Annotated in this window: 19 protein-coding genes; 16 read left to right on the forward strand and 3 right to left on the reverse strand. The window is 53.8% G+C overall.

Annotated features, from left to right (window positions below; translation table 11 throughout):
- The first annotated feature begins 118 nt into the window (after positions 1–118).
- From FUA23_RS12735 to FUA23_RS12750, 4 genes are all read left to right on the forward strand, one after another.
- Positions 119–1,024: an SDR family oxidoreductase gene (locus FUA23_RS12735; protein ID WP_147931164.1), complete on the forward strand. Its 906-nt coding sequence runs from the start codon at positions 119–121 to the stop codon at positions 1,022–1,024.
- Positions 1,025–1,284: 260 nt separating this feature from the next.
- Complete coding sequence (locus tag FUA23_RS12740; protein ID WP_147931126.1) at positions 1,285–2,031, forward strand: MlaE family ABC transporter permease; 747 nt, start codon at positions 1,285–1,287, stop codon at positions 2,029–2,031.
- Between the two features lie 22 nt (positions 2,032–2,053).
- A complete protein-coding gene (locus FUA23_RS12745) occupies positions 2,054–2,830 on the forward strand; it encodes an ABC transporter ATP-binding protein (protein WP_147931127.1) in 777 nt (258 codons plus the stop codon).
- A gap of 389 nt (positions 2,831–3,219) precedes the next feature.
- Positions 3,220–4,548 carry an MATE family efflux transporter gene (locus FUA23_RS12750; RefSeq protein ID WP_147931128.1) on the forward strand — a complete coding sequence of 443 codons (1,329 nt, stop codon included), beginning with the start codon at positions 3,220–3,222 and terminating at the stop codon, positions 4,546–4,548.
- 64 nt (positions 4,549–4,612) lie between these two features.
- Here FUA23_RS12750 and FUA23_RS12755 read toward each other — a convergent pair whose 3' ends face one another.
- Entirely contained in the window at positions 4,613–5,083 is a 471-nt protein-coding gene (locus FUA23_RS12755) for a ribonuclease H-like YkuK family protein (RefSeq protein WP_147931165.1), read from the reverse strand.
- 274 nt (positions 5,084–5,357) lie between these two features.
- Here FUA23_RS12755 and FUA23_RS12760 point away from each other — a divergent pair, with 274 nt between their 5' ends.
- The 9 genes from FUA23_RS12760 (at position 5,358) to FUA23_RS12800 (ending at position 17,712) form a co-directional block, all read left to right on the forward strand.
- The gene (locus FUA23_RS12760) at positions 5,358–6,836 is read left to right on the forward strand and encodes a family 20 glycosylhydrolase (RefSeq protein WP_147931129.1); all 1,479 of its coding nucleotides are present in this window, start codon (positions 5,358–5,360) and stop codon (positions 6,834–6,836) included.
- 201 nt (positions 6,837–7,037) lie between these two features.
- Complete coding sequence (locus FUA23_RS12765; protein WP_147931130.1) at positions 7,038–7,925, forward strand: hypothetical protein; 888 nt, start codon at positions 7,038–7,040, stop codon at positions 7,923–7,925.
- A 146-nt stretch (positions 7,926–8,071) separates the two neighbouring features.
- Positions 8,072–8,326, forward strand: coding sequence for an autorepressor SdpR family transcription factor (locus FUA23_RS12770; protein ID WP_147931131.1), 255 nt, complete (start codon positions 8,072–8,074; stop codon positions 8,324–8,326).
- A gap of 39 nt (positions 8,327–8,365) precedes the next feature.
- On the forward strand, positions 8,366–9,007 hold the full coding sequence (locus tag FUA23_RS12775) for an SdpI family protein (RefSeq protein WP_147931132.1): 642 nt from the start codon (positions 8,366–8,368) through the stop codon (positions 9,005–9,007).
- A gap of 97 nt (positions 9,008–9,104) precedes the next feature.
- Positions 9,105–10,535, forward strand: coding sequence for an alpha/beta hydrolase family protein (locus tag FUA23_RS12780; RefSeq protein ID WP_147931133.1), 1,431 nt, complete (start codon positions 9,105–9,107; stop codon positions 10,533–10,535).
- Positions 10,536–10,679: 144 nt separating this feature from the next.
- Positions 10,680–11,606 (forward strand): helix-turn-helix domain-containing protein, encoded by a 927-nt coding sequence (locus FUA23_RS12785; RefSeq protein ID WP_147931134.1) that lies wholly within the window; start codon positions 10,680–10,682, stop codon positions 11,604–11,606.
- A 130-nt stretch (positions 11,607–11,736) separates the two neighbouring features.
- A complete protein-coding gene (locus tag FUA23_RS12790) occupies positions 11,737–12,927 on the forward strand; it encodes an efflux RND transporter periplasmic adaptor subunit (RefSeq protein ID WP_147931135.1) in 1,191 nt (396 codons plus the stop codon).
- 108 nt (positions 12,928–13,035) lie between these two features.
- The gene (locus tag FUA23_RS12795; RefSeq protein WP_147931136.1) at positions 13,036–16,221 is read left to right on the forward strand and encodes an efflux RND transporter permease subunit; all 3,186 of its coding nucleotides are present in this window, start codon (positions 13,036–13,038) and stop codon (positions 16,219–16,221) included.
- Positions 16,222–16,263: 42 nt separating this feature from the next.
- The gene (locus tag FUA23_RS12800) at positions 16,264–17,712 is read left to right on the forward strand and encodes an efflux transporter outer membrane subunit (RefSeq protein WP_147931137.1); all 1,449 of its coding nucleotides are present in this window, start codon (positions 16,264–16,266) and stop codon (positions 17,710–17,712) included.
- Between the two features lie 151 nt (positions 17,713–17,863).
- On the opposite strand, the gene FUA23_RS12805 is transcribed toward FUA23_RS12800, so the two are convergent.
- Both FUA23_RS12805 and FUA23_RS12810 read right to left on the reverse strand, forming a co-directional pair.
- Positions 17,864–18,907 carry a PspA/IM30 family protein gene (locus FUA23_RS12805; protein ID WP_147931138.1) on the reverse strand — a complete coding sequence of 348 codons (1,044 nt, stop codon included), beginning with the start codon at positions 18,905–18,907 and terminating at the stop codon, positions 17,864–17,866.
- A gap of 70 nt (positions 18,908–18,977) precedes the next feature.
- A complete protein-coding gene (locus FUA23_RS12810; RefSeq protein WP_147931139.1) occupies positions 18,978–19,499 on the reverse strand; it encodes a hypothetical protein in 522 nt (173 codons plus the stop codon).
- Between the two features lie 266 nt (positions 19,500–19,765).
- On the opposite strand from FUA23_RS12810, the gene FUA23_RS12815 reads away from it, so the two are divergent.
- The 3 genes from FUA23_RS12815 (at position 19,766) to FUA23_RS12825 (ending at position 24,369) form a co-directional block, all read left to right on the forward strand.
- Positions 19,766–21,076: an aminotransferase class I/II-fold pyridoxal phosphate-dependent enzyme gene (locus tag FUA23_RS12815; protein ID WP_147931140.1), complete on the forward strand. Its 1,311-nt coding sequence runs from the start codon at positions 19,766–19,768 to the stop codon at positions 21,074–21,076.
- A gap of 60 nt (positions 21,077–21,136) precedes the next feature.
- Positions 21,137–23,518, forward strand: coding sequence for an alanine racemase (alr, locus tag FUA23_RS12820; RefSeq protein ID WP_147931141.1), 2,382 nt, complete (start codon positions 21,137–21,139; stop codon positions 23,516–23,518).
- Between the two features lie 146 nt (positions 23,519–23,664).
- Entirely contained in the window at positions 23,665–24,369 is a 705-nt protein-coding gene (locus FUA23_RS12825; RefSeq protein WP_147931142.1) for a hypothetical protein, read from the forward strand.
- Positions 24,370–24,418: the final 49 nt, after the last annotated feature.

Here is a 24,418-nt window from a genome sequence, read left to right on the forward strand (position 1 = left end):
TGAGTACCCGCCTTAGCACCGCCGGACGGAGCGAACCTGCCGTTTTGGTGCTCCGTTGCAGTAAGCGTACGCAGAATTATTCTGTGTCGATTATTGTAAACCTATATTAATGAGTGCCATGAATTATTCCTCCGAAAATCGTTTAAAAAAACAAAATCCTCAAACCCAATATCCCCAGCCCCCTTTCCCCCGGCAGCCGCAGGAGCGCCCGGGAACAGTAGAAGACATGACGCCCCGGCCCGACCACGGGGAAGAGTCCTACAAAGGCAATAACCGATTGGAGGGCCGGAAAGCCCTGATCACTGGTGGCGACTCTGGTATCGGTCGTGCTGCAGCCATTGCTTTTGCCCGCGAAGGCGCGGATGTAGCCATCAACTACCTCCCCGAAGAGGAAGCGAACGCCAAACAGGTAATCAAACTGATTGAAGCCGAAGGCAGAACTGCCGTGGCCATCCCTGGTGACATCATCAAGGAGGAATTCTGCGAAGAGCTCGTGGCTACCGCCGTCGAAAAGATGGGAGGGCTCGACATTTTGGTCAATAACGCCGGTCGGCAGACCGCCCAGAAGTTTATCACAGACATCACTACCGAGCAGTTCGACAACACCTTTAAAGTCAACGTTTACGCTCTTTTCTGGATTACACGTGCGGCGATGCCGCACCTCAAAGAAGGCGCATCCATCATCAACACCGCCTCGATTCAGTCTTTTGATCCTTCGGCGAACCTGCTCGACTACGCCCAGACCAAAGCCTGTATTGTCTCCTTCACCAAGTCATTGGCGGCGCAGGTGGCCGATAAGGGAATCCGGGTCAACGCCGTAGCTCCCGGCCCGTTCTGGACACCGCTGCAACCGTCCGGAGGGCAGCCTCAGGATAAGATCGAAGAATTTGGCAGCAGCACCCTTCTCAAGCGTCCGGGGCAACCAGTGGAATGCGCTCCGGTGTACGTTCTGCTGGCCAGCCAGGAAGCCAGTTACATCACGGGGGAGACCATGGGCCTCTCCGGCGGAACCATGCCCTTTTAACCTACTATCAGGAGTATAACACCGAGCCCGCAGACGATCAGTTCGTCTGCGGGCTTTTGCATTGACCGCCACTATTCCTGACTCCGGGAACCATGAACAAGCTGATTGTCAGGCGTTGCTCTCTGGTCCCTTGCGTTATCCAACCGTCATTGCACCTGCGGCCGCGCCCCGGCTACTCTATTTAGCCTTCCTGAACATCAAACTATAACGCAACCCACTACGTTACTCCTCCAGCCAACGCTCATTTCACCCGGCCAAGCATGCTGATAGATACTTTCCTTTATAAATTCGGGCAATACGTCCTCTTATTGAAAACCGCCGTAGCCAAGCCTGAGCGGTTCTCGATGTACTACAAAGAGACGATACGCCAAATGGATGCGATCGGCGTTGGCTCGGTCTTCATCGTAATCCTGATTTCGATGTTTATCGGGATGGTGACCGCCGTTCAGTTCGCTGATCAGCTGGGAGACAGTTTTGTACCAACTTACTACATCGGCTACATCGTACGCGACATCACCATCATCGAAATGGCGCCTACCATAACCTGTCTCGTTCTTGCCGGAAAAGTCGGCTCTAACCTTGCGGCTGAAATTGGGGGGATGCGCCAAAAAGAGCACATTGACGCCATGGAAATAATGGGCGTCAACACCGCTGCGTACCTGATAATGCCTAAGCTTATCGCCGCTGTAATCGTGATTCCGCTGTTGGTGGCCATTTCTGCCTTCGTTTCCATCATTGGCGGGTACGTAGCAACCGTACTGCCAGGTACGCTGTCGCACACTGAGTATGTGTTGGGGCTGCGGTCGTACTTTGTACCGCGTTACGTCTTCATGATGTTCGTAAAGGCTTCGGTGTTCGCGTTCCTGCTGACCTCGGTAAGCTGCTACCTTGGCTACTACGTTAAAGGAGGAAGCATCGAACTGGGAGAAGCCAGTACCAACGCGGTAGTGGTTTCGAATGTCCTGATCCTCCTTTTTGATTTCATCATCGCACTGTTGCTGACCTAATAGCCCTCATAGAATATCCGTTATGATCCGTACGATCGACATCGAAAAGTCCTTTGGGGAGAACCACGTACTTAAAGGTATTACCACCGAATTTTACTCCGGGAAACCGAACCTGATCATTGGTAGCTCGGGAGCAGGAAAGACCGTGCTGCTCAAGTTGCTGATTGGCCTGTTTACGCCCAATTCCGGGCAGGTCCTGTACGACGACGTCAATATCTTCGAGCTCGACAAGAAAGAACTTCGCCAAATACGGATGAAGATCGGGATGCTTTTTCAGGGCAACGCCCTTTTCGACTCCATGACGGTAGGCGAAAATATTCGTTTCCCGATGGACATGTTTACCCGCCGCTCCATGAAAGAAAAGCAGATGCGGGTAGACGAGTGCCTGGAGATGGTAAACATGGAAGGCATCAACAACCGCTACCCCTCCGAAGTTTCCGGTGGTATGCAGAAGCGCGTCGGTATCGCCCGCGCAATGGTGTTGGAGCCCAAGTACCTGTTTTGCGACGAGCCCAACTCCGGCCTTGATCCCCAAACTTCTATCCTGATCGATGAGCTCATCTGTGACCTCACCACCCGGAACGACATTACGACCGTCATCAATACCCACGACATGAATTCAGTTATGGGAATCGGCGACAATATCCTGCTAATGAAGAACGGACACGTGGCCTGGCGGGGCGACAAGTCTCAGGTACTGGAAAGTGACAACGAGGTCCTGGAGGACTTCATCTTCGCGAGTCCGTTTTTACAACGTCTGCGGGAAGATGCCCTTAAATTGCGGCACGGAGGCCAGTGATTCAGTAGCTCGTTTGCTGCGGCAAAAGAGCACTGCTGAAAGATCACCGCAGGTGATTTCCGGCACTACTACCGCCTCTTCGGAGATGACCGCCCCGTAAGGGAGCAAACCACATTATCGCTTTTAGGCCCCCTGGCCCCCAGTTGGGGGGAAGAAGAGCGACAATTTGGTTTGCTCCCCCTCCTAAGGGGGTGAGACTTATGGCTCCGCATTACATTCTTTTGAAGAGGGACGGTTAATTTTGTGCCTCCTCCCGGTGGTTTCGTACCACGAAATTGCTTCCGTTTCTCCTTAAACGTTCAGGTTTTAGTTGATAAGAAAGTCATGCACTGCGCATAACGAGTAGTACCGACTACGCTACTACAACCCTGCGTTACTATCTTTGCTACGTGAAATTAACCACCTCCTACCGCGACATCTGGAAGGTTTCCCTGCCCATTATCATCGGCAGCGCTGCCCAGAATGTGGTAGCGATGACGGACAGTGTTTTCCTGTACTATACTGGCGAGGAAGACTTTGCCGCCATCGGCTTCGTGGCGGCTTTCTACCTGATTGTAGCAGCCATCGGCTTTGGCTTCAGCCGGGGCGGACAGATCATGATGGCCCGCAGAGCGGGCCAGGGCAAACCGGACGAAGTAGGGCGTGTGTTTTACTCCACGGTTTACTTTGAGCTGGCCCTTGCGATAATCATGTTTCTGTTCATGACCCACGGAGCCTACTGGCTTTTTGCCAGCCTTGTGGACTCGGATGTGATCTTTTACAAATCGTTGGAATACCTCGAAATGCGAAAATGGGGTGTTTTTGCCAGTTATTTCGGGGTAGCATGCATCGCGTTGTATACGGGAATTGCCCGGCCGCTCTTCATCATTCTGGATACCTTTTTGCTCGCAGCAACGAATATTTTCCTGGACCGGGCCCTGATTTTCGGCATGTACGGCTTCCCGGAAATGGGCATTGCGGGTGCTGGCCTGGCCAGCACGATTGCCGAATACGTTGCTTTGCTGGTATTTCTGATCTATATGGTTCTGGACCGCAAAAACAGGGTCTACAACATCTTCAAATTACCGAAGTGGGATCCAGTAATCATCCGTGAGATAGTCGGCCTCTCTGTCCCTATCGTAGCGATGTCTGTGGTTGGCCTCGGTAGTGGCTTCATCTTTTTCGGGTTAGTGGATAACTTCGGAGAACGAGCCCTTGCGACCACCAACATTGTACGCATTGCCTACCTCATTCTGAGTATTCCCGCCTGGGGCTTTTGCACCGGCATCAATACCATGGCAAGTTACTTCGTTGGTGCTAACCAGCCCGAAAACGTACGTACGGTACTCTGGAAGACATCCTTCCTCTGTCTTGGGATTACGACCCTGATGATCGTTCCCCTGCTGGCTTTTCCACGCTACTTCCTCTACCCCATCCTGGGCGACGAAAGGGCTTATCTTATCGATGCCGCCTACCCCGTTTTCTGGGTTTTGTGGGGTATCCTCAGCACTTTCAGTTTTGGGAGTATCTTCTTCAACGGGCTCATTGGCGCGGGCGAAACCCGTTTTGCTCTGAAAATACAAACCCTTGTAGCCGTGCTCTACGTTGTCCTTATCTTTCTGGTAGTTCACTCTGAATGGGGAACAATGTCGCTGGCCTGGGCGGTAGAAATACTCTACTGGATCGCTATTTTTGTTGTGGCCTGGCTGTTTTTCCGCAAGCCCAAATGGAGCCGGTAATTCGATAGGGCTGCGAGCCCCTGAATGCGCACATCACGGTGCTTTCAGAGGCCCGCAGCAGGGCTCAACAAACTTTATCGGCACAGGCCGAGCTGGCAAAAGCGTCGGGCTTCGCCTTGAACACAAAGCCCATACCCAGAATATAGCCCATGGCCTCCTTGAGGGCAACGTTAGACTCGAAAGAGGGATCGGTATTGATGTCAGCGTGAACTTCCAGTTCCACCCCATGTTCGTCGAGCAGGTTACAGAGTGCGTAGGCAATCTCTACGGAGCGGCCTACCTCGAGGATCATCCGCTCGCGGATGGACATCTTCTGCTCCGTTTTGTAATTGGCGATGAACATGAAGCCTCCTTTCTTTTCGCGCAGGAATACGATGACGGTAGCGAATTCGGTGGTTTTGCCGCGTACCTGGCTATCGGTCCCAATACAGACCTTGAGCCGGTGACCGGCTTCTTTTTCCCGGATGAGGGTGGCGCGCACGGCGTCGGCGATCGGCAGGTCGATGGAGCGGCCATCGAAGCGACGCCATTTCATATCGGTCAGAGCGATTTGGTTCATGATTGAGGTTTTGATTACGGGTTGGAGAAATGCTTTGCTTGCCAAGATAACCTTAAGCTGGCGTGAAAAAGTTGCGAAGCGCTTGTTTCGCCCAAATTTAATCCTGACTTAACGCGCTCGTTATCAGCTACTAGCTACTTACCTTAAGGTCTGCAATTGAGATCTCCGGCGCCAACTTGCTTCCTAAAACCGGCCCTGGCACCTGCGTTCGCGCCCGCGTTGTATCTTGCCCTCCTGCAAAATATCGATCATGCGCTACATTCTTCCTTTATTGTTGTTTACCCTCTTTTTTGCCTGCGGCGACACTCCACCACCACCAGCGATGCCGCCGCTGAGCGACCTCCCGCTGGTACCATTGCCCGTTGAAATTTCGAATTCGGAAGGCTACCTGTACGTTGACCCTGCGGAGGTGATCAATAATGAGGGCGCAGACGCAGGTGCAGTGGCTTACCTGAAGAGCAAAGAAGTTCCGGCCCTGCCACTGACCACCAACATGGACCCTGCGCTGCGGTTATCCGACGGTGCCTACTCTCTGCAAATTGCTTCTGAGGGTGTAACAATCACCGCCAAAGACCAGGCCGGTCTCCTCAACGGCGCGATCACTCTGGAGCAGGTTGTGGCCTTCAGTCCCGACACCGAACGCGGGCTTTTCCTGCCCGCCGGCACCATTACCGATCAGCCCCGCTACGCCTACCGAGGCTATATGCTCGACGTTGCCCGGACCTTCTTCGGCGTAGATACCGTAAAGCAGGTAATTGACCGCATTTCGACTTACAAGATCAACCATCTCCACCTTCACCTCAGCGACGATCAGGGGTGGCGGATCGAGATCAAATCCTGGCCGGGGCTGGCCCAAATAGGAGGTATGTTTGAAGTCGACGGTACCCCCGGAGGTTACTACACGCAGGAAGACTACAAAGAGATCGTCCGCTATGCAGCGGCGCAGGGCATCACCATCGTGCCGGAAATCGACATGCCCGGGCATACCAATGCAGCCCTGAATGCCTACGCAGAACTCAATCTGGACGGTAAGGCCCGCGACCCTTACTTCGGCACCAAAGTGGGCTTCAGTACTTTAGACGCCAACAAAGAAATAACCTACGAATTTATAGACGCGGTGGTCGGCGAAATCGCCGCCATCACGCCTGGTCCGTACTTCCACATTGGCGGCGACGAAAGCGCCGTTACGCCACACGACGACTACGTGAAGCTGATCCGTCGCGCTCAGGAAATCGTGATTTCTCACGGTAAGAAATCCATCGGTTGGGACGAAGTCGCCGTTGCCGGCCTGGACGAAGGCTCCATCGCCCAACTCTGGAACCACTCTGAATACGCCCTAATGGCCAAAAAGGAAGGCAATCAGGTGCTGTTCAGCCCGGCTACCCGCACTTATCTGGATATGCAGTACGACAGCCTGAGCCGGCTTGGGCTTCACTGGGCAGCCTACATCGAAGTCGATTCCGCTTACCTCTGGGATCCTAAAGCGATGGTAGACGGCATCACCGATGCCGATATCATGGGCGTTGAAGCACCACTGTGGGGCGAGACTATCCGCAGCATCGAAGACATCGACTACCTCACCTTCCCCCGCCTGCTCGCCCTGGCCGAGGTAGGCTGGACGCCACAACCCAAACGCAACTACGAAGACTTCCTGCGGCGCCTGCGGGCACAGCAAACCTGGCTAAAAGAGAAAGGAATCGGAACGTACGATACGCGGGTACTCCGCTAGTGGCCGACGCACGCTCCGCGTGCGAGCGGCCCGCGAACTCTCCGAGTTCGCCCCAGCATTCGCGCCCGGAGGACGCTCAAACCGGGCGCACGTGGAACGTGCTTAGGCCGGCTCACGGAGTGAGCCGGGGCCGGGTGTTAATGCGTAGCGGCACCATAATAACGGGGAAATAATTATTGTTTCGTTTGAAACCCACCTCCTATGTCCAGAACTTATGCCGTTGCGCTCATCTTTGCAATCCTCACTTTATTTGGAGGTCTTTTTTACGGGCAGTACCTGTACTTCATGGAGCGGGAAGCGGAGGTTTCAACTCGCTATTCTGAAGTACATGAATCGGTGATTACTCAAAAAAGGGACGAAATCCGCTTCTTAGAGAAACAACTTCGTTATCGGTTGTCTGATGACAGCAAGGCTCGATTCAGACCATTACTTGAAATTTTTGACATAGCGAATGAGGAGGAAATTACATTGACTGACATGTTCAATAAATCCATTGACTCCCCTGAGCAAATCACTATTAAGATGTTACGCGATCAAACATCAGCGAGCATTTTATCCGTTTACGACGCCTGGAGTCGTGACCTCGAAGTAAACCATCAAATTTACGATTTACGAACAGCTGACTTTGAAGAAAAAGTAAAAAAACTGGAAAAAACAGTTGTTTCAGCTTTAAATAAAATTCAAAACTTCAGGCCCGTTGATTTTCAGTCTGAGCGAAATGTACTGATGCTCATTTATCTTTCCACTCTTCAGGAAATCTTGAGCGAATTGAGTTGGATGGGCAGTTCATGCGGCTTGGTTGTAGATCAATATTACCCAGTGATTATTGATCCACTCGACTATCTTGATCCAGCATCTCCAGCCAAAATCCGGATAGGTGTAGGAACTTACGCCTCGTCCATGAATCCTAAGAACGTCAAGTTGAGCGTTAACGGACAACTCCTGAAAGTTGGATACGATGGCCTTGCGGAATACATAATCCCTTCTCAACCTCGTGGGAAGCAACGGTTGGAACTCGAATGCGAGATCACAAATCCACTTACTGAAGAAACCCAGCGAGGCTCTAGTACTTATTGGTACAAACGATAAGCGCCCGGAGGGCGCTCAAACCGGGCGCATGCGGAGCGTGCTTAGGCCGGCTCACGGAGTGAGCCGGGGCCAAAAAACCAGTAGGTTTTTTAAACTTTATCATTTAGACGTTTGTCTAACTATCAAACTAAAGAACTATCTTTATTATGGACGAAGTCTTCAAGGCCCTGAAAGACCCTACCCGCCGCAAAATCCTTCAGCTGCTGAAACGGGGGAGTATGACCGCCGGAGAGATAGCCGAGGCCTTCGATATTTCCAAGCCCAGTATTTCTCACCATCTGGACTTGCTGAAGCGGGCCGACCTCATCACCGTAGAACGCCGTGGCCAGTTCCTGCACCACCACCTCAACACCACCGTTGTCGAAAATCTGCTAGCGTGGGTTATCGACCTCAAAGAATAGAATGTCACGGGTGCCAAGCCATCCACAAACCCTCCTGTCATGAAAAACATTCATCTGATCACCTCCCTTCTGTTCGTCTTTCTGCCCTTCATCTATCTCGCTTCGATCTACGGGGGGTTGCCCGAGCAAATCCCGATTCATTTCGACTGGCGGGGCCAGCCCGACGGCTGGGGGCCTAAGTATATTTTGTGGCTGCTGCCCACAATAATGGTTCCGATGGTGATGCTCATTATGGCCGCCATCCAGAAAAAGATTGCGAAGAGAGAAGCGCCCGAAAAGTCACGCGCCATCGGGACCATCACCCTAATTTTCGTGTCGCTGATCACCTGCTACATCATTCACGGAGCAGAAGCCGGAAGCTACGCCGGGCTCGGTGGTCTTTCGGTTCTGATGGGTTTATTCTTCGGAGCGATGGGTAATTACCTGCCGGTTTTACGGAAGAATCCATACATCGGCATTCGGGTACCGCCGACGATGAGCAGCGAAGAAAAGTGGACGAAGACCCACCGTTTTGCCGGTCCGTTGTTCCTGCTTGGCGGCGTACTGATGGTTATCAACGGATTGCTTTTGGGAGGAGGGACGGTAACGGTGGTGCTGCTGATAATCGTTGGCGCCATCACACTGATTCCGGTTGTTTACGCTTACCGCTTGCCCGACGAAGAGGACGGTGACCTTGTTTGAAGTCAATCGTCCGAACAGCGAACAATTTCCTCGTGTTCCCTGCTTTCAAAAAACCTGCTCTGCACCGGCGTTCGCGCCTAAAAAATATTTCCTGCTAATGCGTACTTTCTTTACTGTTCTCCTTTTGCCCTTACTGCTTTCCACGCTCTCTGCTCAGGATATTTCCGGAAACTGGTATACCATTCTCGATGCAATGGGAACCAAACTACCGCTTGGCCTGGAAATAAAAGCCGAAGGCGGCGCGTACGCAGGTGCAATGAAAAGCCCTTCGCAAACCAAGGTTAAAATCCCTTTAACCTCGGTTACTTTCGACGGTAAAAAATTCACCGCAAAGGAGGCTCAAACGGGGGTAACCATCGACGGTGTACTGAACGGTAAAGAGCTGCGCGGCATTTTCAACCAGGCCAATCAGGATTTCCCCGTTATTTTTACCCGCCACCGCCCACAGGCATACCCCATTGAAGAAGGACCGATCACGATAACCGCACGCCCACAGGACCCCGTGGACTTTCCGTACGAACGCTCTGCGGTCAATTTCCCCGGCGGAGCCGACGGCGTCGTTATCGCCGGCGAGCTCACCATGCCGGCAAAAGGCAAACCTAAAGCCGCCATTGTGCTCGTTTCCGGTTCCGGCCCTCAGGACCGCAACGCTTACCTGGGCAGCCAAATCAACCACAGCCCTTTTCTGGTGCTCAGCGATTACCTGACCCGCAAGGGCTACGCAGTGCTGCGCTACGACGACCGGGGTGTAGGTGAGTCTACCGGGGAATTCCGCTCCGCTACTTCCGATGATTTCGCCCTCGACGCAACCGCCGCCGTAGCGTACCTGCGCTCCCTCAAAGAGCTAAAGAAGGTTCCCATCGGCGTTGCCGGACATTCCGAAGGCGGCATGATTGCTCCCGTTGTTGCCTCCCGGGATGAAGAACTCGATTTCGTTATCCTCATGGCCGCTCCCGCTGTATCCATCGACAGCCTCATGCTGGAACAACGCCGCCAGGTCGGCCTCTCGATGGGACAACCCGAAATGCTTATCCGCCGCGACGAACCCACCCTGCGCGCCGCCTACGCCTGGATCAAAGACAACCCGGACCTCAGCCAGGAAGATTACGTTGAAGGTCTTTACGGAGTATTCGAAGAACAATTGAAGAACCTGCCCCCGGCGTTGCAGAAAAGCATCGTCGATCCCCGTGCGTTCAACGCACAATACGTAAAACCACTTTCGTCGCCCTGGATGCGCCGCTTCATCGCCTTTGAGCCAAAAGATTTCCTGAGCCAACTTTCGATTCCCGTACTCGCCATCAATGGCCTGCTGGACACCCAGGTGGATGGCATGACGAACCTCAATGCGATCGCAGAGACGATGGCCATTAACGGCAATAAAGACGTAACAATCACGCCCCTGCTTGGTCTCAACCACCTGTTTCAGCCCGCCGAAACAGGAAGCCCTACTGAATACGGCACCATCGAAGTAACCTTTGACCCAACGGCGCTGGAAGCCATTGGAAGATGGTTGGACGAACGGTATTAAACGCTGCTTTTTCCGGGTCGCTCTTAATTGCGCTTCCTCACCGGTAGCCAACCTAAGCGGGTTTATGTTTCCCTGGTGACCAACGTGGAAATTGATTCATCCAAATTCCAAGTGGGGTGTTGATTACCGTAAGCCCCTCTTAAGATGAATGAATCGACCAACAGCCACATACCGCTCCTGTCTACCATTACCGAGTTCTACCGGGCATTCGGTATCGGGACGCCGCAGTCTGACCAGTTTTCGGTTATGCGGATCGAAGACCAGCCGATGGACAAACGGAGATTGATGCCTCTCTTTCGAAGCAACTTCTACCGTTTAATTCTCTTTACGTCTCCCGGTGTCGAATTCATGGACAGCGGGCGCAAGCTGTCCTCCAGCGGCAACTCGATGTACTTTGCCTATCCGGGAAAACTTGAGAGCTGGCAAGTGATCGCTCCGGTTGTTCATGGTTACGCGATTTGCTTCACCGCAGAGTTTGCCCAGTTGGATCCTCAGGCGGGGGATTTTGCGACCCGCTTCCCTTTCTTTCGTTTCGATACCGACAACCTCAGCCATTTCTCTGCGCCGGAGAGCGAACCCCTCGAAACGACTGCGGAACTGATGCTGGCCGAGATCAAAAATCCTACCGCAGAACGTTTCGACATCCTGAAGCACCTCCTGCACATCTACCTCCTCCAGAGCAGGCGTTTGTTCAAGGAATGTGAAGACTGCAAATCTGCCGAAGATCAGCGCGCCGCGCTCGTTCACGCGCGGTTCCTTTCCGCCATCGATAACCAGTTGGAACGGATAGCCAGGGGATTATCCGATGAGCAACCAACCGTAGCCAGTATTGCGGCCGAACTGAACCTGCACCCGAGCTACCTCAACGATCTGCTAAAAAAACTTACCGGGAGCACTGCCTCCTCCATCATCCAGCGCAAGATCATTCTTGAAGCGAAAAGCTACCTGCAAAACACCGAGTTACAGGTAGCCGAAGTTGCTTACCAATTGGGCTTCACCTCCGCCAATTACTTTTCCCGCTACTTCAAACAGCACGCCGGTTCTACCCCTAACAGTTTTCGGCGAGCCTGATTTTTTCGCCTATCTGTGATATGTGCATATTCTGCTTGAATACGTCCTACCGCAATGAGAGAGAACGCCACCACCTTTGCATGCTCAGGAGCCAACCACTCCGTCTCATTTGTAACTAACCACAAGCAAAATGTCTAAACGTACCAAAACCTTCATTTCTGTAGGGGGAATATTTGCCATATTGGCAATAGCCGTTTTTTTCTTTATTTCCGCTGCCGGGCCCAAGTCTCAACCAGCAACTACTGCACCACCTCCCAAACCCGTAGAATTCGTTAACCCAACCATCGATACCATTCAGAGTTGGGATGAATATTCCGGCCGTTTCGAGGCCAGCCAGCGGGTAGATGTCCGTGCCAGAGTTGGTGGTTTTATCGACCGCGTTCATTTCCGCGATGGTCAAATCGTAAAAAAAGGTCAGGTCTTGTATACCATTGATCAACGTCCGTTTCAGATTGAAGTAGACCGCGCAAAAGCCGATCTTTTACAGGCCAGAACTGCATTGTTGCAATCGGAAAACAATTTTAGCCGTGTTGAAAACCTGAAGGAATCCGGAGCGGTATCTCTGGAGGAGTACGATCAGCGCGAGCAAGCCGTTTCGGTGGCGCGGGCGCAGGTGCAAAGTATGGAAACCAGGGTCAGAGCCGCAGAGCTGGAACTGAGCTGGACTCAGGTAAAAGCCCCCATCACCGGTCGTATAAGCCGGGATTTAGTCAACGCCGGCAATATTGTCAGCGGTGGAAATTCCAACGCTACCGTCCTGACATCTATTGTGGCAACGAGTCCGTTGTACTTCTACTTCTCCGTTCCGGAAGATGACTACCTCCGGTACGCACGGCAGGCGCCAGGCTCTGGCCACAGCGGTTCGGTTCCCGTACGGGTAGAACTGGCCGACGAGAATGGGTTCTCACATACCGGCTCCGTGGATTTTGTAAACAATGAAGTAAACCGCAGTACGGGCGCTATGCAGTTCCGCGCTACGTTCAAAAACGACGATGGTTTGCTGGAGCCAGGCCTCTACGGCCGGGCTCAGTTCCTGAGTCGCCCCGACTACCCGGCAACCATGATACCGGACAAAGCGATTGGTACAAACCAAACCGTAAAATTTGTCTACACCATTGGCGCAGACTCTACCGTACAGGTAACCCCCATCGAGCCCGGACGCCTCTACAAAGGCAGTGAGCGGATCGTCACCTCCGGTCTTGCGCCCGACGCGCGGGTGATAACCTCCAACCTCGGTGCAATTGCACCGGGCATGAAGGTTGCGCCACGCAGCACTGCTTCTTCATCCACCTCCCCTGCACCTGCGGCCGCGCTAAAATAGTCCTGCCCGAATAGCCTGAGCTACGGCTTGGAAGAACTTCACCGACCGGCGGTGAACGGCCTTAACCATGCCTGTTCCCAACGGATTACCGGACCAAAAAACTAACCAATGAATATCTCCCACACCTTCATAGACCGGCCAATTCTGGCCACGGTCATTGCCATCTTTATTATGCTGGTGGGTGGCTTGTCTTACTCCAGCCTGCCAACCGCACAGTACCCCGAAGTGGCTCCTCCCACCATCAATGTATCGGGAAATTACCCCGGTGCCAATGCTGAAACGGTAGCGGCTACCGTAGCAACCCCTCTTGAGCAGGAGATCAACGGCGTTGAAAACATGCTTTACATGACGAGCCAGAGCACCTCTGATGGTTCGGTCTCCATTAATGTAACCTTCAAACAGGGAACCGATATCGACCAGGCGCAGGTACTCGTTCAAAACCGGGTTGCCAGTGCGAGCCCGCGCCTTCCTGCGCAGGTAAGCCAGGTCGGAATAACCACCAATAAGGTTTCTCCCGACCTCCTGCTGGTGGTCAACCTCTTCAGTCCGGATGAAAGCTTCGACCAGACCTACATCGCCAACTACGCCGTACTGAACATGCGCGACCGTATTTCGCGCCTCGATGGTGTTGGTAATGTTCGTCTGTTTGGTGCTACGGCTTACTCCATGCGGATCTGGATCGACCCGTCCAAACTGGAAGCGCGAGGAATTACCGCAACGGAAGTTATCGCTCAGCTCCGGGCACAAAATGTTCAGGTCTCCGGCGGAACGCTGAACCAGTCTCCCAGTACCGAGCAAAGCGCGTTTGAACTCAGCATCCAGACCAAAGGGCGTCTTGAAACATCTACTGAATTTGAAGACATAATTCTTAAAACGGGTGAGGATGGCAGTGTTGTCCGCGTCCGCGACATTGGTCGGGTAGAAATTGGATCAGAAAGCTACGTGACCCGGGGATTACTGGACGGCCGCAACGCAGTAGCGATGCCCATCAGCCAGCGCCCCGGCTCAAATGCGATTGAAACGGCAGACGCCATTAAGGAACTGATGACGGAGATGTCTCAGGATTTTCCGGAAGGCATGGCGTACGAGATTGCCTACAACCCGACCACCTTCGTGGAAGAATCCATCGTTGAGGTGCAGCATACTATTTACGAAGCTGTTTTTCTGGTTATACTCGTAATCCTCTTGTTTTTGCACTCGTGGCGTGCTGCGATTATTCCTATCGTTGCAATTCCGATTTCGCTGATCGGAACGTTTGCGGTGATGTCTGCCATGGGTTTCTCGCTCAACAACCTCTCTCTGTTTGGTCTTGTCCTGGCAATCGGGATTGTGGTAGACGATGCGATCGTGGTGGTAGAGAATATGGAACGTTGGCTGGAGGAAGGGCTGAGCCCCCGGGACGCTGCGCGTAAGACAATGACCGAGGTGGGAGGAGCCCTGATTGCAATGGGCCTGGTTCTTGTTGCCGTTTTCCTTCCAACAATGTTCATCGATGGTATTGCCGGCTCTTTTTACCAGCAGTTCGGCCTTACGATCGCAACGGCGACGATTATTTCCGTATTTGTTTCGCTGACACTCTCTCCGGCACTGGCCCGGTTGCTGTTGCGGCACAAGCCCAAGGCAAAAACCGACAAACCGTGGTACAAGCGCCCACTGGGCGCTTTCGCAAATTCGTTCGACCGCGGGATGAACAAGATGGCCGGCCGCTACGGTAACATCGTAGGTAAATTCATCCGCCGGACAGCCATTATTGGATTCGTTTACCTGGGTTTACTCGCCCTGACGGCCTTCGAATACGACCGGGTCCCTTCTGGCTTCATTCCTGATCAGGATCAGGGCTATTTTATCACCGTAATACAATTACCCGCGGGTGCGAGCCTTAGCCGGACGGAAGAAGTCGTAAAGGCGACTTCGGATAAAATTATGGCAGTAGACGGTGTCAGTCACGCCATTGCCTTTTCCGGCTTTGACGGTGCAACCCGGACCATCGCCAGTCATACTGCGGCAATCTTCAGCCCTTTGGAACCCTTCGAGGAACGGAACGCGAAAGGAATAAACTACGAGGACTTACTGACAAACGTCCGTACAGCCGTAGGTGGAAACCCGGACGCGAACGTATTTACCATTACTCCCCCGCCCATCCGCGGAATTGGCAATGGTGGAGGTTTTAAGATGATGGTCCAGGACCGGGAAGGTAAGGGCGTTCACGAGTTAGCCGAAGCTACCCGGGCCCTTGCTGCTGCGGCCAATGCAGACCCGCGACTCAGCGCAGTATTTACCGTTTTCAACACCAATACGCCCCAGCTCTTCCTTGATGTTGACCGCGAAAAAGCGGAACGCCTCGGCGTTCCGGTCAGCGACGTCTTTTCTACCCTGGCCACCTTTATCGGTTCCAGTTACGTCAACGACTTCAACTACCTGGGACGGACCTACCGTGTTACCGCCCAGGCCGACGCCGAGTTCCGGGCAGAGCCGGATGATGTAGAACGACTTCAGGTAAGGAACAAACAGGGCGAACTGGTTCCGCTGGGAACCGTAGCGAATTTTGAAACAGTAGCCGGGCCGAGCCGGGTACAGCGTTACAACCTGTTTACCGCCGCAGGCCTCCAGGGTGTTCCTGCCCCCGGAGTCAGCTCGGGCGAAGCACTGGCAGCCATGGAAGAAATTGCCGCACAAACACTGCCCGACGGCTTCAGTTTCGAGTGGACAGAACTGGCCTATCAGCAAAAGCAATCTTCCGGCACCGCCGGAATAGCTTTCCTGCTGGCGGTTCTGTTCGTTTTTCTTTTGCTTGCAGCTCAATTTGAATCCTGGGTACTGCCGCTGGCAGTCATTATGGTAGTTCCGATGGCTTTGTTCTCAGCCCTGATCGGCCTTGATGTTTTCTCTTTCCCGAACGACGTCCTTACACAGATCGGGATGATCGTGCTCATCGGCCTCGCCAGTAAGAATGCCATCCTGATCGTAGAATTTGCCAAACAAAAAGAAGACGAGGGAATGTCGCTGCTGGAAGCAGCAAAGGAAGGCGCAGCGCTCCGCCTGCGGCCCATCCTGATGACTTCGTTTGCGTTCATTCTGGGTACTGTTCCGCTGGTGATTGCAACTGGTGCCGGTTCCGAGATGCGCAACTCTCTCGGTACAGCTGTATTCATCGGGATGATCGGGGTTACCATTTTCGGCCTGTTTCTGACGCCGGTCTTCTACGTGGTAAGTCGCCGCCTCGGAATGATCAGGCTTCCCCCAAAACCAGCGCAGCCTACTGTACCGACGACTTCCGTCGACCTGCCCGGCTAACCGCCTGTGAGTTTCCTTTATTAACCCCTGAACCAACCAACCATGAAATATATATTTCATTTATCGATCGCCTTCCTCCTAGTTGGGTGTGCGACCTCAAAACGTAGCTACGACAACGTATCCGGCACTTCAGATTTGCCTGAAAAAGCAGCTGAGGCAGCCTGGACACTAGATACAGATAGCCTTTATCAAACCAGCGCCAAGCCCATTGCCGATTGGTGGACCGCATTCAACGATCCGGCGCTCGACCAGTTGATCGATGGCGCACGACGTGGAAACCGTGAACTGGCCGTGGCGGCAGCGAATTTAACCGCATCCCGAGCTGAGCTAAGTCGTGCTAAAGTAGATTATCTGCCCAACGTAGGCACCACCGCCGGCTATACCCGCCAACGGCTGGGAGAGAACGTTTTTGCTCAGGGTGAGAACGCCAACCTGGAGTACTCTACTTACGATGTCCTCGGTAACGTTACCTGGGAGACCAACCTCTTCGGCCGGGTGACCGACCGGAACCGCTTAGCACAGGCAGGCCTTGAACGGGCTTCGGCCGAGTTGCAATCTGTTCACGTCAGCCTCTTTGCCGAGGTTGCCCGCAACTATCTGGAATTACGTGGTGCGCAGTACCTCCGCAGCATTGCGGTTCAGAACATGGAAGAGCAAAACCAGGCATTAGAAGTAACGCAACTCCTGGTAGACTCCGGAACGAGCAACAGCCTAAACGTTGAGCGCGCTAAAGCACTGCGGGAGTCGACCGCCGCTTTGCTGCCACAACTGGATGCCCGCATTGCCGCGCTGCGCAACGCCCTGAGCACTCTTTCCGGAGAACTTCCCGGAGAACTTGATGCGCCCGCGCTCGATGAGTTTCGTCCTCTGCCAAGTTTACCTCCTTCGGTTGCCATCGGCAACCCCGTAGAATTGCTCCGTCGCCGGCCCGATATACTAATGGCCGAAGCGGCTTTACTCGAGCAGACCGCCCGGTACAACCTGGCGGTGGACGAACTGTACCCAAGTATTCAGTTTGGCGGAAACATCGGTTTTTCGGCTATTGACTTTGCCAGCCTGGGCACCGGAGGTGCCTTTACCTGGGCCCTCATGCCCCGTATCAACTGGTCAGCCTTTAACCTTGGCCGGGTGCGTCGGCAAATCGAAGCCGAAGATGCCCGTGCTCTGGCCGCTCTGAACCAGTACGAGCAAACTGTTCTCCTTGCTCTCGAAGAGGTCAACACCGCCCTGTCCAATTACAGCGGCGAACTTGAGCGGCGGGATATTCTGCGCCGAAGTGCGCTGGCCAGTGAAACTGCTGCCGCTCTGGCAAAAGACCGTTATGAGGCCGGACTCGACAATTTCCTCGATTACCTGGTGGCCAACCGCGACCTGCTCGAAGCACAGCGCCAGCTCGCCGAAAGTGAGATCGGGACCACCACGACACTCGTAAGCATTTACCGTGCTTTGGGTGGCGGCTGGTCATTGGAAGAAACAGATTCACTGAAGTAAAGATTGGCCACGTCCACATCTGCGCTGGTTAGTGCGTCCGGTTGACAACCATCCGATTGGTTATCGGGGTAGTGGTTACTTCCTGATGGTGGCGGCCCTTTCGGCCCCGGCAGATTTTTCTGTCGGGGCCTTTTGTGTTTCGGTTAGTCGGTTATTCAAAAAATGAATCGTAGCCCGAGGATTTCCCCCGGGTCTGCACGTCTTTTTCCCGACGTGGAATAGCATCGAGGTCCAGAATGTCTTCAGTCCCCGTCTTCTTGGCCACTTTATCCACTTCAATGTGCCCTCCGGCGAGCATGAGGTCAGACTTTTGCTCCCACTCTTCGAGCATCCGTAATCCTTCGTCGGCAAATACACCATTTTGTAAGTCTACCGAAGACATGAACTCGTTGGACAGGTCCATCATCCGTTCCATCTCTCCTACTTTATTGGCTACATCTTCGGCAATTCCCTCCATCGCAGCGTCGAACATTGCCCGCTGATCCGGATTTCCGTTGATGACCGACATAGCTGAAGACATCGCGCCATGACTGGCGCGGATGGCCTTACGCTCTACGATACGCAGCTCCACCTGATCGCGTGTGTCTTCCAGCAGAATCTCTGAGTTGTCGTGCATCTTGTTGAGCACGCGGCTGAGAACGTCCATCTTGGTCAGTAAAACCTCGTATTTCTGGTTGCTCTCGCGCAGGCGGGCAGCCTTGCGGCTGCTGAGAATCATCTGCTGGCGCTTATCGCGCTCTTTGGCCAACTTGGCCAGTTTCAGTTGCTTGTTGATTTCCGTTTCGTTCGTTTCTACCAGGGTTTTCAGGTGGCGAATCTGACCGCGCAGTTTGCCGATCTGTTTTCGCATATCCTGAAGGTTGTTTTCGAGGCTCTCGATGTAAGATTTGAGAATACCGATGGGATCGATATTTACGAAAACCCCGGTTATGGCTCTCATCGCGCTCTTGTACATGTACCCGAACAAGGCCCTGGTACGGGGGTCGAGAACAGAGAAAAGAATAGTACCCAATACAGCTACCGATACGACGATGCCTGCGGTAGTTGCCAGAAAGGACCCGACAAGGGTCCAGAAAGTCGAAAGTAAAAAGGCGCCGCCAGCTATTAGGGCAACAAGAAAAATCAGTCCGGTAACGCCCTCAGGGCGTTGCCAAAATGATTTCTTCGGAGTAACATCGGGTGGAAATTGTGGCATCAGGAAAAAAGATTATCGAAAAGCAAAATTGAGAATAAGAAAGCGAAGCACCAGGAGCAGCATTATGCCATTAGCCCAGTACACGCGTGATATCCGCGACATCTGACCGGATAGCGGAGGTGATCACTTCCAGCGCATCGTCGAATCCCTGTTGGTTCATGGTTGCTTTTTCCTTAGCGTTACTGATGAGTTCATCGGCAGAGTCGATTTTGGCTTTGGCTTTGGCAACTTCCGCCTGCAATTGCTCGATCTTTGCTTCCCAGTTCGCAATCTTCTTTTTCAACTCTCCTGTTTCCTTGGCTTTGCCCTCTACATTGCTCATGAGGTGCTTTTCCATGGAATTCATGAACTTGGACTTCTCGTCCTGCAACACTTCAGTATAGTACTTGGCGGTTTTCACCAGCTTTTCCAGCGTAAGCCCAACGGTAGATCCGGTACCAAAAGCAGCACGGATGGCCGTGTCGTGGTCCATTCCTATCTCTTCCATCTTAGCAACAGATTGCTTGAATTCGAGATAATCAAAGCCTTCAAGGTTCTTATCCTCCAGGGCCTTCATTAAAACGTTGGCAAAACGGTCATCTTCTTGTGACATAGTATTGAAAGCTTTAGCTAAATTGGACATTGGGTAGTGTTAGATTCGTAGAATGACAAATGTAAGGTTCAGTAAGCGAAAATTATTGTGGCATAGATAGAGGAGCCTGTTCTTTAGACAAATGCCCCTGATTATAAGTTCGGCAGAGTCCTGCCCGGCATTATTTCCCCGTTTCAGCAGGAAATCATCCTTATCACGGCCAACGAAACATTCACCTCAGGAAGTGTTTACAGGATAACACACAAACAGCCTAAAAGACGAATTCAATGTCTCTTTCTCAGCGCGGCAAGTCTGCCGCCAACCAACCTTTACGTGCAGACCTCGACGCTTTCTACGAAGCGATGGACGACAAATACGACGCACAGGATAATCCTGAAGGCAAGTTCACCCTCACCATAGCCGAAAACTGCCTGAGCTGGCCGCAATTGAGGGATAAGTTCCGAAGGATTCAGGCAGAGAACGAAACCCCAGGCTGGGTGGCCTCCTACACTTCTATACTCGGAGCTCCCGAGCTGCGCGAAGCCGCAGCGGCCTTTCTTCAACGGCATTTTTCGGGATGCCCGCTCAACCCCGAACGGCTCGGCGTCGCCGCTGGCGCGGCGGCAATTATTGAAATGACTGCTCTCCTACTGGGCGACCCGGGCGATGTGGCCGTAATCCCCGGTCCGGCCTACATGGCTTACACCCCCGATATTGGCGCAAAGGCCGGCATGGAACGCTATGACCTCCAACACCAGCCGACAGCCGGAGAACCCGACAGTCGATTTCGCTTCCCGACCTATTTTCAGCATACCACTGCAGACCTTGATCGCGCTTATGCTGAACTCGGCAACCGCTTCCGCGTCCTCATCCTGACCCAGCCCAACAACCCAACCGGTCAGGTTTTTACCGAAAGCCAGATCCTTGCTTTTGCCGACTGGTGCGAAGCACATAAAGTACACCTGGTCGTCAATGAAATTTACGGCCTTTCGCTAATCGACCAGGACCACGAAGACCTCATCGACGATTACGGCGAGCGGAGATGGTTCACCTCCGTACTGCCCCTTCTCGAAAGCCGCAAGAGCGAATATTTCCACTGGTGGTATTCGTTCAGCAAAGACTTTGGCATCTCCGGATTCCGGATGGGAATGATTTATTCTCACAATGAGCAAATGCTGGAAGCATGGGGCAATATCGGCTCCACCTCGATGGCCTCTAACCATAGCCAGTGGCTTGTGCAACGGATGCTTGAGGATGAAGACTGGGTCAGAGAATACATCTCCGACAACAGCCGCCGGCTAACGGAGAGCTATGCGCTCGTGGTCCGTACACTCCGGGCTGCCAACATTGCATACGCACCCGCCGCGGGCAGCCTCTTCGTTTGGTTCGATTTGAGCAACTTTCTTCGTGCTGACACCGCTGAAGCAGAAATGGAGCTATGGCAGCGCGTCTACGATGAAACAGGGATTCTGCTTACCTCGCCCGTAGGCCAGGGCAGTCCGGAACGCGGCTGGTACCGGATGGTCTATTCCTGTGTATCTTACGCGGAGCTGGAGGTGGCAATGGAGCGCTTGAAAAGCTTTTTGCAGCAGGCATAAAAGCACTGATTCAGAAAAAAGAGCGCCTTCCGGCCTTTCGCAAAAGCTTACCTTACTACTGTGACTGAATACACGATTTCTGCTCTCTACACGAAGTACAAAGACTTCGACCTCGTAGTGGATTCCCGCCGGCTGACCCGGCCGGAGCGTACTTTGTTTTTTGCCTTGCCGGGCGAACGTACAGACGGGCACGACTTCATTCCTGAGCTGTTCCGCTCGGGAGTCCGCCACTTCGTAGTCATGGAGAATTTCGGGGCGCGGCCGCAGGTGCAGGGTGAGCTTTCCGAGGAGCAATGGGCGCAGGCCAGCCTCCTCCGGGTGGAGCGCCCGCTGGCTTTGCTGCAGGCCCTGGCCGCCCACCACCGCCAGCAATTCGACATCCCCGTACTCGCCATCACCGGTTCCAACGGTAAAACGATCGTTAAAGACTGGCTCGCCCAGATTCTCAGCCGGCGATTTAACGTCTGCGCGAGTCCGCGCTCCTTCAATTCACAAATAGGAGTGCCGCTGTCGGTATGGCGCCTGCGGCGCGAGCACCAGCTCGCCGTTTTCGAAGCCGGCGTTAGCGAGTCTGGTGAAATGGCCCGCCTGGAAGCGATCATTAAACCTACCTGCGGTTTATTCACGATGCTTGGCAGTGCCCACGATGCAGGTTTCCCAGACCGGGAGACCAAACATCGTGAAAAGCTCAGCCTCTTCAAAGGTGCAGAATGGGTAGCCGTCTCCGCCGACGACACCGACAGTGTCCGCCTGTTGCGGATGGCAGACATCCACCCTCTCACCTACCTCGGCGTAGAAGGCCGTTTTCTGGAGGTAGACGAAGAAGCAATCCGGATCGACTTCCCCGACCTGCCCCGTATTTACCTCGAAAACGCCTACGCCACCGCTGCGGTGGCTTATGAATCAGGTATCGACAAATCCACGCTGCGCAGCGAAATACCGAAGTTACGGCCGCTCAGCAACCGCCTCGAACAACGCGAAGGGCGCCGTGGTGGCGTCGTCATTAACGATAGCTACAGCAACGACCTCAGCGCACTCGCTGCTGCAATCGACTTCGCCGTAACGCAGAACCCGTTTGAGCATCTAACCCTGATTCTGGGCACGCTTCAACCCGGCTCCTTCAACCAACCCGGCACCCGCGGCCGCGCCCAAATGACCGAACTGGAGCAACTCCTCGCCGGGCGGGTAGACCGGCTGATTACCGTTGGAGAAAGCTACGCCGCTACCGACGGACACCTGCACTACCCCACCCCCGAGGCGCTTCTTGCTGCGCTCGACGAGCTGGACACGAGCCCGGAAACCATCCTCGTAAAGGGCGCCAGCTACGAACGTCTCGACCGGATTGCCGACGCATTGAGCCGCAAACAACATCAGACACTTTTGCGGCTCGACCTGACCGCTTTGCGCCATAACTTCCAGGTGTATCAACGCTCCGTAGACGCAGGAATGATCGTGATGGTGAAAGCATCGGCTTACGGCGGTGGCAGCCTGCCCGTGGCCCGGGCGCTCGCAGCAGCAGGCGCTGAGCGCCTGGCCGTCGCTTATCCGGACGAAGGCCGCACCCTCCGCGAAGGAGGCTTGTTGTTGCCTATAATGGTTCTCAACGCCGAGGCTGCTACTTTCGGTCGCTGCGCGACCGACAAACTCGAACCCGTGGTCCATCAGGCCCGCGATCTCCGCCGCGCCCGCGCTGCCGGGCTGTCGGTCCACCTCGAAATAGACACGGGGATGGCCCGGCTCGGCTTTCAGGCCGACGACCTCGACGCCCTGATCAACGAGTTGCAAAATGAAGATTACGGCCCGACCATTGCTTCTGTATTTACCCACCTCGCTGCTGCCGAAGACCAGGCCCACGATGGTTTCACAAGGGGACAAATTGAGACCTTCGATGCCGCCTACGCCAGAATTGCCGCAGTGCTTCCGGCTCCGCCACCCCGCCACGTTCTCAACACCAACGGTATTTCCCGTTTCCCGGATTTCGCCTACGAGTTTGTCCGGCTGGGCATTGGCCTCTATGGCATCGGTGATGCGTCTAAAGCCGATGAATTACGCCCTGCGCTGCGTTTGGTTACCCACATTACCCGTATTTACGACCGGCCTTCGGGCAGCAGCGTGGGTTACGGTCGCCGGGGAAAACTCAGCCGGCAAAGTCGTATCGCGGTGCTGCCCGTAGGTTACGCTGATGGCCTGCCTCGCCTTGCCGGAGAAGGTCGCTTCCGGGTGAAAACGGTCAGCGGTACCGCACCCACCGTTGGGTCGATATGCATGGACATGACCACCATCGACGTAACGGACCTGCCCGCAGTTCGCGCCGGAGACGAAGTGACCCTCTTTGGGCCCAACCACCCCATCGAAATACTTGCTGCTGCCGCCCAAACGATTCCCTACGAAATCCTGACTGGCATCGGGCCGCGGGTTCACCGGGTTTATTCAGAAGAATAGCGCCTGAATTATTAGTAGTCGCAAATAACAGCAGACTCGTCGATAATATGCAGGCATTTCCGGGAGTGCTCGTAGTTTCCCTTTATTGCCCGTCGCTACTAAGCCGGGACGCATTTCACACACCAATCTAAAACACTCATTTTATCATGTCGCACTTCTTTCTCCGCTCCAAACATTACGTACTTTTTGTCCCGCTTTTCCTCACAACCCTTACTACCTGGATTTTCCAGGGTATGTACAGCCAAAGCATTCAGGAATGGTCGACGGAGGCGCAAATGGGTGGAGATTTTGACTTCAGCGGCTTCGACCTCGCAGACTACAACGTGTACTTCTACGCATTCATCGGCGTGATGCTGCTCTCCCTTCTGACCCAGGTCGGCTGGTACAGGAGTGTTGGTCAGGACCTTAAGCGTTATCTCCCGGACCACCTTGATCTTCAGGATAAAACTTTCAAGGTAACCATCCCTCTTCAGGTAATTACCACCTTCGCAATAATTGCAATTTACTGGTACGGCTGGAACTGGGCGAGCGACAACCTTACTGCCCTGATCGACAACGAAGGCATTGGTTCCGGAACGCCGCAGGATTTCCTGATGACCATGCTCAAATTCCTCGGCATGTTCAGCCTGGTGGGGATCATTGGTTTTGCAGCGACCATCTACAACTGTTACTTCGCGGGGAAAACCCTGAAATCAATCGAAGAAGGACGGCCGGTTAAAGGCGGTGAGGTTGTAGGCTACGTAATTCTTTCTTACTTCCTCGTAGTCGGTGTGTGGATCATGCAGCCAAAGATCAACCGCCTGGTTGAAACAGGCAGCATGGATAAGGCCGAAGACAACGAAGCCTGGTAGTTCATATCGTTAGCCTGGCGCTACGAGCCAGGCTAACGACCCGACACCA

This window comes from Neolewinella aurantiaca, assembly GCF_008014675.1.
Lineage (GTDB): Bacteria > Bacteroidota > Bacteroidia > Chitinophagales > Saprospiraceae > Neolewinella > Neolewinella aurantiaca.